A 13,208-nucleotide genomic window follows, 5' to 3' on the forward strand; every position below is an offset into this window, starting at 1 on the left:
GCCAGTGCGCCAGCGTTCGGCCAGCACCCGAGCCCCTGTTCGGCCGAAATTTGAAAGGAAAAGCACAAAAAGGGATGGTGCGATTGTCCACCATGCGCGCGGCCGCGCCGCCTCCGGCAAGCCGCCCTTCAAACAGACGCTTGCCGACGTTTCAACGGCACTCCGCCGAAACGCCAGGCAGCCGCCAGCCCTTCACATGAACAGATGTTCCCCCGCGTTTTGGCTACGCCGAAACGCCGGAGCAACGCGGCTCTGCTACATGAAGAGGTGTTCGCCGGCGTTTTCACCCCCCAGCACCACATAGTTGACCTTGCGCAGGTCCGTCAGGTTGCGGCCGCCAGCGTAGGAGATGGAGCTTTGCAGGTCCTCGCGCATCTCGCGCAAGGTGTCGGCCAGCTTGCCCTTCACAGGCTCCAGGATGCGCTTGCCTTCTACGTGCTTGTACTCGCCCTTGTTGAAGTCGCTGGCCGAGCCGTAGTACTCCTTGTAGAGCTTGCCGTCGACTTCCACCGTGTTGCCGGGGGACTCCTCATGGCCAGCGAACAGCGAGCCGATCATGACCATGGAGGCGCCGAAGCGCATGCTCTTGGCGATGTCGCCATGGTGGCGGATGCCGCCGTCGGCGACGATGGGCTTGGTCGCCACGCGGGCACACCATTTCAGGGCCGAGAGCTGCCAGCCGCCGGTTCCGAAGCCGGTCTTGAGCCGGGTGATGCAGACCTTGCCCGGGCCGATGCCGACCTTGGTCGCGTCGGCACCCCAGTTTTCCAGGTCGATCACGCCTTCGGGTGTGCCCACATTGCCGGCAATGACGAAGGTCTCGGGCAGGCGCTGCTTGATGTGGGCAATCATGCGCTGCACGCTTTCGGCATGGCCGTGGGCGATGTCGATGGTGATGTAGTCGGCGCCCACGCCTTCGGCCGCCAGGCGGTCAATGACGGCATAGTCGGCGGCCTGCACGCCTGAGCTGACGGAGACCAGCAGGCCCTTGTTGCGCATGGACTTGGCGTAGGCCACCGTGTCGAGGTCGAAGCGGTGCATGACGTAGAAGTAGCCATTGGCGGCCAGATGCTCGGTGATGTTCTCGTCCACCACCGTCTTCATATTGGCCGGGACGGCCGGCAGCTTGAAGCGATGGGGTCCGAACTGGACCGAGGTGTCACATTCGCTGCGGCTTTCCACACGGCATTTGCGGGGCAGGAGCAGGATGTTGTCGTAGTCAAAGATTTCCATGAGTCGAATCGTTCGCAAGTTTCGGGCTGCGTTCATGCAGTGCAGACCCTGGGCTGCGAGCACTTGACTTGGAGATCCGGCCGGCGTGGCGTCTCGGGAAAGAGTCACGCCTGCTTTGCATCCGCGAGGCCACCAGCGAGGGTGGTACGGACGAAAAAAACCGGACGCCAAAATTTGGGCCCGGTGCGCGATTCTACGCTGATCTTGACCGACTCCGCTCCACAAACTCGGCGAAAAGCTGGAGCTGGCCCTCAGTTCTCACACCATGTAGTCTGGCTACACTGCCTGCCACACCCGGGCCATCCAGGCTCCGCGACACCAAAGGTTCCATCCCATGCATTCCGTCGTCATCAGCGGCACCGGTCTCTACCAGCCGCCCCACATCATCAGCAACGCCGAACTGGTCGCTGCATTCAACGCCTACGCGGACCTGCAGAACGCCCAGCATGCCGACGAAATCGCGGCCGGCACGCGCGCAGCGCTGACGCATTCCAGCGTCGAGTTCATCGAAAAAGCATCCGGCATCAAACAGCGTTATGTGATCGAGAAGGACGGCGTGCTCGACCCCACGCGCATGTACCCGCGCTTCCAGGAGCGCAGCGACGAGCAGCTCTCGCTGATGGCCGAGATCGCTGTGGACGCAGCCCGCAAAGCCATTGCTGCTGCGGGCAAGCAGCCGGCCGATGTGGACGCCATTTTCTGCGCCAGCGCCAATATGCAGCGGCCCTATCCGGCCATGGCGGTCGAAATCCAGCAGGCCCTGGGCGCCAGTGGCTATGGCTTTGACATGAACGTCGCTTGCTCCTCGGCCACCTTCGCCATCGAGCAGGCCTACAACGCCGTGCGCTCGGGCGCCTCGAAATGCGTGCTGGTGGTCAACCCCGAAATCACGTCCGCCCACTTGGAGTGGAAAGACCGCGACTGCCATTTCATCTTCGGCGATGTCTGCACCGCCCTGATCATCGAGCGCGCCGACACGGCCACTTCGGCCGACCAATGGGAGATCCTGGGCACCAAGCTGGTGACCCAGTTCTCCAATGCCATCCGCAACAATTTCGGTTTCATGAACCGCGCCGAAGACAGCGACCCGAATGCGCGCGACAAGACCTTCAAGCAAGAAGGCCGCAAGGTTTTCAAGGAAGTCGTGCCCATGGCTGCCGCCCACATCGAGGCCCATCTGGGCACGCTGGACACCGTGCCGGCCACGGTGCGCCGCTTCTGGCTGCATCAAGCCAATCTGGGCATGAACCAGCTCATCATCAAGAAGCTGATCGGCGAGAGCATGGGCGCCTCCGGTTCGGACGTGGCGCCGTTGATTCTCGACACCTACGCCAACACCGCCTCGGCCGGCTCCATCATTGCTTTCCACGAGCACCGCGTCGACCTGAAGGCCGGCGATCTGGGCGTGATCTGCTCCTTTGGCGCTGGCTATTCCATCGGCAGCGTGATCGTCAAGAAGCGCTGAGCCCGCGGCGAGCTCCTGCGCCGCTTGCCGTTCAGGGCAAGGGCGCGGAGGCGGCCTCGCTGGCCGCTGACGGCGGGCTCAGGCTCGCCGTGCCATCGAGGCCGATGGCTCGAATGCCCGCCTCGCCGGCGAATTCTTCAAAGCTCCAGTCGCCGTTGGCGGCACGCAGCAGGCCTTCGGCCGGCGGCGTGATTTCCTGCACCGGCTTGTTGCGCAGGGCCACGCTCATGAAGTCGATCCAGACGGGCAGGGCCAAGCCGCCGCCCGACTCGCGGTCGCCCAGCGAGCGCGGCTGGTCGTAACCGATCCAAACCACGGCAGCCAGCCCAGGCTGGAAGCCGGCGAACCAGGCATCGACCGCATCGTTGGTGGTGCCGGTCTTGCCGTAAATGTCAGGGCGGCGCAGTGTGCCCTGGGCGCGCGCGGCCGTGCCGCTGCGTGTCACTTCCTGCAGCAGACTGCTGGTCAGGAAGGCATTCCGCTCGGAGATGGCACGCTGCTCCTCGCCCAGCTTGGCCTGAGGGGCTTCGAACAAGACCTGACCCTTGCTGTCGGTGATGCGCTGGATGATGACGGGCGGCAGGCGGTAGCCGCCGTTGGCAAAGACCGCGTAGGCGCTGGCCATCTGCAAGGGCGTGACTTCGCTGGTGCCCAGGGCCAGGGTGAGGTTTTCGCGGCCGGCGTCGATCTCGATGCCAAAGCGTGAGGCCCATTCCCGGACCCGCGCCGGCCCGATCAGCTGGGTGATGCGGATGGTCACCATGTTCTTGGAGCGGGCCAGGGCCTGGCGCACGCTCATCAGGCCGTCGAATTTGCCGTCCGAGTTCTTGGGCTCCCAGTCGCCGAAGACCAAGGGCTCGTCAGGCACGACGGTGCTGGGGCTGACGCCTTGTTCCAGCGCGGCCGAGTAGACGATGGGCTTGAAGCTGGAGCCCGGCTGGCGCTTGGCCTGGGTGACGTGGTTGTACTGCTTGCGATTGAAGTCAAAGCCGCCGACCAGGGCATGGACGCGGCCGGTGCCCGGCTCCAGCGCCACCAGCGCGCCCTCGGCCTCGGGCGGTTGGACGATGGACCAGGCGCCTTGCGGCTCGGCCTTGTTGGGCGCGCCGCGCATCACGCGCACGATGGCGCCGGGGCGCAAGCGGCTGGCTTCGCGCGCCTTGTCGGACAGGGCCGATTGCACGCCCGCGCAAGGCCTCGCCGCTGAGCGTCAGCTCCTCGCCGCTCTGCATCACCGCACGCACTTTTTGCGTCGAGGTTTGCAGCAGCACGGCCGCGCGCAGATCGTCCTGGTCTGGGTGTTCGGCCAAGGCTTGGGCGATGGCGCTGTCGCGTTCGGCCTCGTCGTCCGGCAGGGCGACAAAGCCTTCCGGGCCGCGGTAGGGCTTGCGCTTTTCCAGCTCCAGCAAGCTGCGACGCAGGGCGCGGTAGGCGGCGGCCTGCTCTTGCGAAACCAGGGTGGTGTAGACGCGCAAGCCCTTGGTGTAGGCCTCCTCGCCGTACTGCTCGAAGACCACGTCGCGCGCCATTTCGGCGGCAAACTCGGCATGGACGCGCGCGTCCTGGGGCGAGCGGATGTGCAGCTTTTCGGCCTTGGCGCTCTCGGCTTGCTCGGCCGTGATGACGCCGGTGTCCACCATGCGGTTGATCACCAGATGTTGGCGGCGGCGTGCGCGCTCCGGGTTCACCGCCGGGTTGGCATAGGCCGGGTTTTGCGGCAGGCCGGCCAGCATGGCGGTTTCGGCGATGGAGAGGTCCTTCAGCGTCTTGCCGTAGTAGGCGCCGGCCGCGGCCTCGAAGCCATACGCCCGCTGACCCAGATAGATCTGGTTCATATAGACCTCGAGGATCTTTTGCTTGCTCAGCTCGCTTTCCAGCTTCATGGCCAGCAAGGCCTCGACGAATTTGCGCGAGTAGACCTTTTTCTTGGTCAGGTAGAGCGTGCGCGCCAGCTGCTGCGTGATGGTGGAGGCGCCCTGGCTGCGGCCTTGCGTGGTGTTGGCCACGATGGCGCGCAGAATGCCCGGCAGATAAATGCCGCTGTGCTCGTAGAAATTGCTGTCCTCGATGGCCAGCAAGGCGTCTTGCATCTGTTTGGGGATCTGATCGAGCGGCAGGTACTTGCGCCGCTCGGTGCCGAATTCGCCGATGAGCACTTCGTCGCTGGTGAAGACCCGCAGCGATTGCTTGGGCTGGTAGTCGTTGAGCTCGGCCAGATCCGGCAGGGTCGGATAGATCAGCGCCGCCGCAACGCCGAGCAGCAGGGTGATCAGAGCCAGCAGGGCGGCGCCGAAGATCAGCAGTTTTTTGGTCAAGGTGCAGGACGTGAGCGCAGCGGTGTGCAATGGCCGCGATTATCACCAGCTAGGCATGTCGGCTCGCTCGTCACATCAGCCGGCGACAAAGTGCCACCATTCAAGCCCGGCGGGCGCTTGATGTATCGTGCCGCCCATGAGTGAATTCAGCTTCTTGTGGCACGACTACGAAACCTTTGGCCGCGTGCCGCGCCGGGATCGACCGGCTCAGTTTGCAGGCATACGCACCGACGCCGATCTGAACGAAGTCGGCGAGCCGTTGATGCTGTACTGCCAGCCCAGCCCGGACAGCCTGCCGGACCCTGAGTCTTGCTTGCTGACCGGCATCCTGCCGCAGACCTGCTTGGAACGTGGTGTGCCCGAGCATGAGTTTGCGGCGGCCATTGAGGCGGCGCTGTCCGAGCCCGGCACGGTGGGCGTGGGCTACAACACCATCCGTTTCGACGACGAGGTGACGCGCCATCTGTTTTGGCGCAATCTGATCGACCCGTACGCACGCGAGTGGCAGAACGAGTGCGGGCGCTGGGACATCCTCGACGTCGTGCGCTGCGCTTATGCCCTGCGGCCCGAGGGTATCGAGTGGCCGCGCCATGAGGATGGCCGGCCGTCCTTCAAGCTCGAACATCTGACCGTGGCCAATGGCCTGGTGCATGAGGCGGCGCACGACGCGCTCAGCGATGTGCGCGCCACCATCGCCCTGGCGCGCCTGCTGAAAACCACACAGCCCAAGCTCTTCGACTTCTGCCTGCGTCTGCGCAAGAAGGACGCCGTCTGGGCCGAGATCGGCGTGGGCCGGCCCTTCCTGCACATCTCGGGCATGTACGGCCCGGAGCGCGGTTGCATCGCCCTGGTCTGGCCGCTAGCGCCGCACCCGACCAACAAGAACGAGCTGATCGTCTGGGACCTGGCCACTGACCCCGCCGAGCTCTTGACCCTCAGTGCTGCTGAGATTCGCGGCCGCATGTTCGTCAAGCAGGAGGATCTGCCCGAGGGCCAGACCCGGCTGCCGATCAAGACCATTCACATCAACAAGTCGCCCGTCGTCATCGGCAATCTCAAGACCCTGAGCCCGGCCATGGCCGAACGCTGGGGTCTGGACATTGCGCAAGGCCAGGCCCACGCCCAAATCTTGATGGAGAAGGGACGCTTGCTGGACGGGCTTTGGGGTGATGTCTTCAAGCGCGAAGCGGCGCCGGGTCCGGTTGATGTGGACGAAGACCTCTACGGCGGCTTCATCGGCCCCGATGACCGCCGCACCTTGCAGCGACTGCGCAGCCAGACGCCGGAGCAGATCGCCCAGCGGGCCGCCGAGGGCAAGCTGGTGTTCGCCGACGAGCGCCTGGCCGAGTTGGTGTTCCGCTACCGCGCGCGCAACTTCCCGGCCAGCCTCAGCGGGGCCGAGGCGCTGCGCTGGCAGGCCCATTGCGCCGCCCGCCTGCACCAAGGTGCCGGCGGCGCGCAGACCCTGGCGGCGTTTTTCGAGCGTGTGGATGAGCTCAGCGAAGCGGCCGACGAGCGCGGCCAGGACATCCTCGGCGCACTCTACGAATACGCGGAGCAGATCGCGCCAGAGGCTTGAGCCAGGCCGTGCCCGCGGGGCAGGGGGGTGCTTACATCAACTCGGCATTGCGCATCAGCAAGCGGGCCAGCTGCCCGCTGTTCTGCATGTCCGCCATGCCTTTGTTGAAGGCTGCCACGCGCTGCCCGTGGGCGACTTGAGCGCGGTTGAAGGCCATGTAGAGCGGCATGTCCGCCACCGAGGGCTCCAGCCAGGTCAGAGACGCCGCCGCCTCGGACAGCTGGCGGCGCAGCAGATAGGCTGCCACGCCCTTGTCCACCAGGGCCAGGTCGATGCGGCCGGCATGCAGCTTGCGTAGATTGCCCAGGTCATCGAGCGCTTCGTCGCATTGCAAGTTGGCTTGCTCGAACGCAGGTGGGTTGGCGTAGCCCCGCACGATACCGATGCGCAGGCCTTTCAGGCGGCTCAGGTCACGCACATCGATGCGGCGATCGCCGCGCGCCATGAATCCGATCCGGTTGGCAATGCCCAGGGCTTGCGGAAAGCTGAGGTAGCTTTCGCGCTCCGGATTGCGCCAAACGCCGATGACGCCGTCCCAGAGCCCGCGTTGCAGCTCGGCGATCAGGCGCGACCAGGGGCGAAAGTCCATCTCCATCGTCTGCCCGGTTCGCGCCAAGGCGGCGCGGGCGATGGCGATGGCGGGCCCGCCGTCGCTGCTTTCCTGTGTGGTGTAGGGCGGGAATTCGGTGGCCACGACGCGCAGCACGCCTTCGGTGTCCGTATTGGCCGGTGCCATGGTGGGGATGGCCTGCGCGACCGCTGGCGCGGCCAGGAGTGCCAGGGCATGGCGGCGATTGGGCATGAGGGGCAACTCCTCGATCCTCGATTCGAAGGATGAAACTCGGCGCAAGCTGGCGATCCAAGCGTTGCCATGAGCATACGCGGCTTGAGGGCGGCGGTGGGCGGGCGTAGTCTCACACAAGCTCGCTTGGGCAGCCAGCGCTGTGAAATCGGTCCCAGGCGAATTGGTTCAAGGAGATGCTCATGGACGCACTCGCTAGGGGGCACGATCAGTCAGCCGATATGAGCGACACGGGTGGCTCAGGGCATGGCCAGACCTGCCTGCAACGACGCCAACTCTTGCAGCTCAGCTCGGCCCTGCTGTCGGTAGGGGCACTCGGTGCCGCCGCAACGGCAGTTGCAGCGGTGGCCAAGCCCCCTTTGCTGCTGGCGCAAACGCCGCGCGGGGGTCTGGAAGGCCTGGACCTGAGCCGCTATCTGGTCAGCGAGAAATTCGATGGCGTGCGGGCCTACTGGACGGGGGACCGGTTGCTCAGCCGCCAGGGCTTGGTCTTGCCTGCCCCCGAGCGCGTGCTCGAGCGGCTGCCGTCGCAGCAGCCCCTGGACGGCGAGCTGTGGATGGGGCGCGGGCGTTTCGAGGCCTGCTCGGCCGCCTTGCGGCGCAGCCAGCCGCGCGAAGAGGAGTGGCTGCAGATCCAGTACCTGCTGTTTGAGCTGCCAGGTGGGTCGGGCCCATTTTCAGCGCGCGTAGCGCAGCTGCGGGAGATCGCCACCGCGGTCGACACGCCGATGCTGCGCGTCGTGCCGCAAGAACAGGTCGGCAGCCTGGCCGAGCTGCGTCAGCGATTGGAGGCCGTGCTGCGCGCTGGTGGAGAAGGCCTGATGCTGCATGAAGCCGATGCGCCCTACATCAGCGGTCGGCACGAGGCCCTGCTCAAACTCAAAGCGCATGACGATGAAGACGCGGTGGTCATCGCCCATCTGCCGGGCCAGGGGCGCTTGAGTGGCTTGCTGGGCGCGCTGCGGGTGCGCAATGCCGCCGGCCAGGAATTCAATCTCGGGAGCGGTTTCAGCGAGGCCCAGCGCCGCGCGCCGCCGCCCCTGGGCAGCTCGGTCAGCTACCGCTACCGCGGGCTGACCGGCTCGGGCCTGCCGCGCTTCGCCACGTTTGTGCGCGTGCAGGAGCTGTAGCGCTCAGGCAGGCTCAGGGTGCCGGGCGCACTGGGGGCAGGGCGCTGCACAGCTCCACGCGGTCGGGGCTGTGAACGAACCAGCCGCTGCGGTAGCGGCGCGAATCGAGCCAGCGCTTCCAGGTGGTGGTGTCGGTGCGCAGCACCTGCAGCTTGGGGCGCTCGGCCTCGGGCACATCGGCCAGCACGCGCACGCGCTGGATGGGCGTGCGCTCTTCGGCCTTCTCGTAAAAGCCCAGGGCGCCGGTGCCGCGGGGCAGGGCGCTCAGGCGCTCCATGCCTTGCAGCACGCGGCCGACGCTGGTGATGTTGAGGTCCAGCGCGCGCGGGGCATGGCCGATCACGGTGTAGAGGCCGCTGCCGTCGCTGGAGTCGGGGTCATTGCCGCGCGCGGCGCCGACCATGCTGTTGCAATGGGTCAACCAGGCGCGGCCCTTCTTGGGGTCGGCCGCCACCGGCCAGCCATTGACGAAGCCGACCTGGGGTGCCCATCCATCGCGTTCCGGTAGGGCGCGGAAATCCAGGCCTTTCAGCGCGCGGGAAAACTCGACCGGCGCCTTGGCCAAGTCAGCCGGCTTGGCGCGGGCCATCGGCGCTTCGTCATCGGCGTCGCCCCATTGGGTGACGTAGTTGTCCTGCACGCGGATGATGGCCAGGCCGTCGAAATAGCCGCCGCGGGCCAGGCGCACGATATTGCTGGCATGCACGGGCGCGAACTCGCGCGCTAGCTCAATCACCACCGGGCCGCTGGCCAGCTCCATCAGCAGCGCATCCTCGGGCTTGACCTCGCGCCAGTCGCCGGGCTGGGCGGCGGCCAGCACATCGGCGCTGCTCGGGCGTTTGCCCGGGTCGGGCTGGCCGGCGGCCTGGGCGCCAGCGCTCATCAGCAGGGTGACCACAAGGTTGGTGACAAGGCTGGTGGCCAGGGCGGGCAAGGTCTTGCGCATGGGGGGCTCCTCCGTGGGGGTGCGATTGCAATCTGGCCGGCAGCATAGCCGCCGGCAGCGCGCCGGCGGCTGGGGAGAACCATGCCCCTGCCTACAATGCCGCCATGGCTTTTGTTCATCTGCGCACCCACACCGAATTTTCCGTCGTCGACGGCACCCTCAGAACCGATGACGCGGCCGCTGCGGCCGCCAAAGATGGGCAGATTGCCCTGGCCATCACCGACCTGGCCAATATGTTTGGCGGCATCAAGTTCTATAACGCATGCCGCAAGAAAGGCGTCAAGCCGGTGCTGGGCGCCGATTGCTGGCTGGAGCCGGAGGGCTCGGACAAGAACCCCACCCGTCTGCTGCTGCTGGTGCAAAACACCCAGGGCTATCTGAACATCTGCGAGCTGCTGTCGCGCGCCTGGATTCAGAACGTGCAGCGCAACCAGGCCTGCCTCAAATGGGAGTGGTTGCAGGAACTGAACGAAGGCTTGATCTGCCTCTCTGGCGCGCAGTTTGGTGGATTGGGCCAGGCCCTGCTCAGCGGCGACAAGGTGCGCGCGCGAGATTGGGCGCAGCGCTTCGCCGCGATCTTTCCGAATCGCTTTTATATCGAGCTGCAGCGCGCCGGTCTGGCCGGCCAGGAAGCCCTGGTCCAGGCCAGCGTGCCTTTTGCGGCCGAGCTGGGCCTGCCGGTGGTGGCCACGCATCCGATCCAGTTCCTGGGCGAAGACGATTTCGATGCCCACGAGGCGCGGGTCTGCGTGGCCGAGGGCGAGACCCTGACCAACCCCAAGCGCATCAAGCGCTTCCTGCCGGGCCAGTATTTCCGCCCGCAAGCCGATATGGAGGCGCTGTTCGCCGACATCCCGTCCGCGATCGCCAACACGGTGGAAATTGCCCGCCGCTGCTCCATCAGCCTGGTGCTGGGCAAGCCGCAGCTGCCCAACTTCCCGACGCCGCTGCTGGAAGATGGCACGCCCATGCCGATGGAACAGTACTTCCGCCAGCTGTCCTTCGAGGGCCTGGAGGACCGGCTCAAGCTGCTTTACCCAGACGCGGCCAAACGTGACGCCGAGCGGCCGCGTTATGTGGAGCGCCTGGAGTTCGAGCTGAACACCATCATCAAGATGGGCTTCCCGGGCTACTTCCTGATCGTGGGTGACTTCATCAAGTGGGCCAAAACCCATGGCTGCCCGGTGGGCCCGGGCCGGGGCTCGGGTGCCGGCTCCCTGGTGGCCTATGTGCTCTTGATCACCGACCTGGACCCGCTGCAGTACAACCTGCTGTTCGAGCGCTTCCTGAACCCGGAGCGGGTGTCCATGCCCGACTTCGACATCGACTTTTGCCAGGGCAACCGCGACCGGGTCATCGACTACGTCAAGGACAAATACGGCCGCCCGGCCGTGAGCCAGATCGCCACCTTCGGCACCATGGCCGCCAAGGCGGCTTTGCGCGACATCGGCCGGGTGCTGGGCATGGGCTATGGCCAGGTGGACTCCATCGCCAAGCTGATCCCGGCGCCGCCGGGCAAGACTGTGACCCTGGCCAAGCTGCCGGAGAACTTCGATCCTGAAAAGGAGAAGATGATCTACGCCCGGCACGAGGCGCCGGAGCTGAACGAGCGCGAGGCCCAGGAAGAGGAAGTGGCCGAGCTGCTCAAGCTGGCCGCGCGCGTGGAAGGCATGGTGCGCAATATCGGCATGCATGCCGGGGGTGTGCTGATCGCGCCAGGCAAGATCACTGACTTTTGCCCGCAGTACCAGCAGCCGGGCTCCAACTCGGCCGTCAGCCAGTACGACAAGGATGACGTCGAAGCCATCGGCCTGGTGAAGTTCGACTTTTTGGGCCTGGCCACGTTGACGATTCTGGAACTGGCCAAGGACTTCATCCTGGCGCGCTATCCGGACCATCAGAACTTTGCCTTCGAGACCATCCCGCTCGACGACCGGCGCACCTACAAACTCTTCTCCGACGGCTTGACGGAGAGCGTGTTCCAGTTTGAATCGACCGGCATGCAACGCATGTTGAAGGACGCGAAACCCTCGCGCCTGGAAGACCTGATCGCCCTGAACGCGCTCTACCGACCCGGTCCCATGGACCTGATCCCGACCTTTGTGGCGCGCAAGCACGGCAAGGAAGTGGTCGAGTATCCGCACCCGCTGACCGAGCCGGTGCTGGCCGAGACCTACGGCATCATGGTCTACCAGGAGCAGGTGATGCAGACCGCCCAGGTGCTGGGCGGCTACAGCCTTGGCGGCGCCGACATGCTGCGCCGGGCCATGGGCAAGAAGAAGGCCGAGGAGATGGCCGAGCACCGCGCCATCTTCCGCAAGGGCGCGGCCGTCAACGGCCTGGACGAAAAACAGGCCGACGAAGTGTTCGACCTGATGGAGAAGTTCGCGGGCTACGGCTTCAACAAGTCGCACGCCGCCGCCTACTCCCTGCTGGCTTATCACACGGGCTGGCTCAAGGTGCATTTCACGGCCGAGTTCTTCGCCGCGAACATGACGATTGAAATGGACGACACCGACAAGCTCAAGGTCTTGTTGAATGACGCCAAGCTCTTCGGCATTGATTTCGAGCCGCCTAACGTCAACCTCGGTGTGCACCGCTTCGAACCCATCATGCCGGGTGACGGCGTGTTCCCCAAGTGGGCGGCACCGGGCACGCCGGGCGGCCGGCCCAAGCGCATCAACTACGGCCTGGGCGCCATCAAGGGCACGGGCAAGGGCGCGATCGACTCCATCGTCGCGGTGCGTCAGAAGGACGGCCCCTTCAAGAGCTTCTACGACTTCTGCTGCCGCATCGACCGCAAGGCCTGCAACAAGCGGGTGGTGGAAGCGCTGATCAAAGCCGGCGCCTTCGACAGCCTGGAGCCTGACCGCGCCCGCCTGCTGGCCAGCGTGGCCCGCGGCTACACCCATGCCGAAACCCAGGAGGCCAATGCCGACCAGGGCGGCCTGTTCGACTTTGGCGACACCCATGGTTCGTCCACCGCCGAACCCGATCTGGTCGACGTGCCGGCCTGGAGCATCAAGGAGCGGCTGACGCTGGAGAAGACGGCCATCGGCTACTACCTCAGCGGCCATCTCTTCGACCAGAGCGGCGACGAGGTGCGGCGCATGGTCAAGCGCCGCATCGCCAATGTCGAGGACGCGGCGATGAACCGCGAGGTGGTCATGCTGGCCGGCATCGTCAGCGATCTGCGCGTGATCAATGGCAACCGCGGCCGTGTCGCCATCTTCAAGCTTGATGACAAGAGCGATGTCATCGAGGCCGTGGCCAACGAGGAGCTGCTCAATCTGCACAAGGAGCTGCTGGTCGATGACGAGCTGCTGATCCTGCAGGGCAAGGTCCAGCTGGACCGCTTTGCCGGTGGCTACCGTTTCAATGTGCAGGCGGTCTGGGACTTGGCCGGTGCTCGCTCGCGCTTCGGCCGATATTTCTACCTGCCTGTGGGCGGCGCCTTGCCGGCGCTGCAGGAGGTGGTCAAACTCTGGCCGGCGCGGCAGCTGCAGACCGATCAGGGCATGGTGCCCCAGGGCTTGCGCATGCAGACCCACCATTTCCTGCAGGGCGAGCACGAAGGTGCCGAGTTCCGCCTGGAACTGGGCGAGGACAGCCGTTTCTGGCCCTGCGACGAAGCGCTGGCGCGGCTGAGCCAGATCGGTAGCGGCAAGGTCGGCGCCAAGCCCTTGCCACAGGCCCAGATCATCTACGACGCGGGCTGAGCTTTGTCTATGGCAGCCG

At 65.6% G+C, this 13,208-nt stretch carries 9 protein-coding genes; 4 read left to right on the plus strand and 5 right to left on the minus strand.

The features are described from left to right. Positions 1–255 precede the first annotated feature (255 nt). Entirely contained in the window at positions 256–1,233 is a 978-nt protein-coding gene (locus ACQY39_RS14355; protein ID WP_428507314.1) for a GMP reductase, read from the minus strand. Positions 1,234–1,567: 334 nt separating this feature from the next. Here ACQY39_RS14355 and ACQY39_RS14360 point away from each other — a divergent pair, with 334 nt between their 5' ends. Next, complete coding sequence (locus ACQY39_RS14360) at positions 1,568–2,698, plus strand: beta-ketoacyl-ACP synthase III (RefSeq protein ID WP_428507316.1); 1,131 nt, start codon at positions 1,568–1,570, stop codon at positions 2,696–2,698. Between the two features lie 31 nt (positions 2,699–2,729). Here ACQY39_RS14360 and ACQY39_RS14365 read toward each other — a convergent pair whose 3' ends face one another. Together ACQY39_RS14365 and ACQY39_RS14370 are read right to left on the minus strand one after the other, a co-directional pair. Further along, positions 2,730–3,734, minus strand: a complete 1,005-nt coding sequence (locus ACQY39_RS14365; protein ID WP_428510819.1) for a penicillin-binding transpeptidase domain-containing protein — start codon at positions 3,732–3,734, stop codon at positions 2,730–2,732. Beyond that, on the minus strand, positions 3,682–5,013 hold the full coding sequence (locus tag ACQY39_RS14370; RefSeq protein ID WP_428507318.1) for a transglycosylase domain-containing protein: 1,332 nt from the start codon (positions 5,011–5,013) through the stop codon (positions 3,682–3,684). Before ACQY39_RS14370 ends, ACQY39_RS14365 begins: the two co-directional genes overlap by 53 nt. 136 nt (positions 5,014–5,149) lie before the next feature. Here ACQY39_RS14370 and sbcB point away from each other — a divergent pair, with 136 nt between their 5' ends. After that, positions 5,150–6,592: an exodeoxyribonuclease I gene (gene sbcB, locus ACQY39_RS14375; protein ID WP_428507320.1), complete on the plus strand. Its 1,443-nt coding sequence runs from the start codon at positions 5,150–5,152 to the stop codon at positions 6,590–6,592. A 31-nt stretch (positions 6,593–6,623) separates the two neighbouring features. Here sbcB and ACQY39_RS14380 read toward each other — a convergent pair whose 3' ends face one another. After that, positions 6,624–7,394, minus strand: a complete 771-nt coding sequence (locus ACQY39_RS14380; RefSeq protein WP_428507322.1) for a substrate-binding periplasmic protein — start codon at positions 7,392–7,394, stop codon at positions 6,624–6,626. Between the two features lie 182 nt (positions 7,395–7,576). Here ACQY39_RS14380 and ACQY39_RS14385 point away from each other — a divergent pair, with 182 nt between their 5' ends. Continuing rightward, positions 7,577–8,524, plus strand: coding sequence for a DNA ligase (locus ACQY39_RS14385; RefSeq protein ID WP_428507324.1), 948 nt, complete (start codon positions 7,577–7,579; stop codon positions 8,522–8,524). A gap of 13 nt (positions 8,525–8,537) precedes the next feature. Here ACQY39_RS14385 and ACQY39_RS14390 read toward each other — a convergent pair whose 3' ends face one another. Next, entirely contained in the window at positions 8,538–9,470 is a 933-nt protein-coding gene (locus ACQY39_RS14390) for a peptidylprolyl isomerase (RefSeq protein ID WP_428507326.1), read from the minus strand. Between the two features lie 104 nt (positions 9,471–9,574). Here ACQY39_RS14390 and dnaE point away from each other — a divergent pair, with 104 nt between their 5' ends. After that, positions 9,575–13,189, plus strand: coding sequence for a DNA polymerase III subunit alpha (gene dnaE / locus ACQY39_RS14395; RefSeq protein WP_428507328.1), 3,615 nt, complete (start codon positions 9,575–9,577; stop codon positions 13,187–13,189). The last annotated feature ends 19 nt before the right edge of the window (positions 13,190–13,208 follow it).

The organism is Roseateles sp., from assembly GCF_965262435.1.
Taxonomy (GTDB): Bacteria; Pseudomonadota; Gammaproteobacteria; order Burkholderiales; family Burkholderiaceae_C; genus Paucibacter_A.

What these genes read in the sequence shown, in the direction of transcription:
- ACQY39_RS14355 (WP_428507314.1), bottom strand. Translation starts at nt 1,233, where the DNA reads ATGGAAATCTTTGACTACGACAACATCCTGCTCCTGCCCCGCAAATGC.
- ACQY39_RS14360 (WP_428507316.1), top strand. Translation starts at nt 1,568, where the DNA reads ATGCATTCCGTCGTCATCAGCGGCACCGGTCTCTACCAGCCGCCCCAC.
- sbcB (WP_428507320.1), top strand. Translation starts at nt 5,150, where the DNA reads ATGAGTGAATTCAGCTTCTTGTGGCACGACTACGAAACCTTTGGCCGC.
- ACQY39_RS14380 (WP_428507322.1), bottom strand. Translation starts at nt 7,394, where the DNA reads ATGCCCAATCGCCGCCATGCCCTGGCACTCCTGGCCGCGCCAGCGGTC.
- ACQY39_RS14385 (WP_428507324.1), top strand. Translation starts at nt 7,577, where the DNA reads ATGGACGCACTCGCTAGGGGGCACGATCAGTCAGCCGATATGAGCGAC.
- ACQY39_RS14390 (WP_428507326.1), bottom strand. Translation starts at nt 9,470, where the DNA reads ATGCGCAAGACCTTGCCCGCCCTGGCCACCAGCCTTGTCACCAACCTT.
- dnaE (WP_428507328.1), top strand. Translation starts at nt 9,575, where the DNA reads ATGGCTTTTGTTCATCTGCGCACCCACACCGAATTTTCCGTCGTCGAC.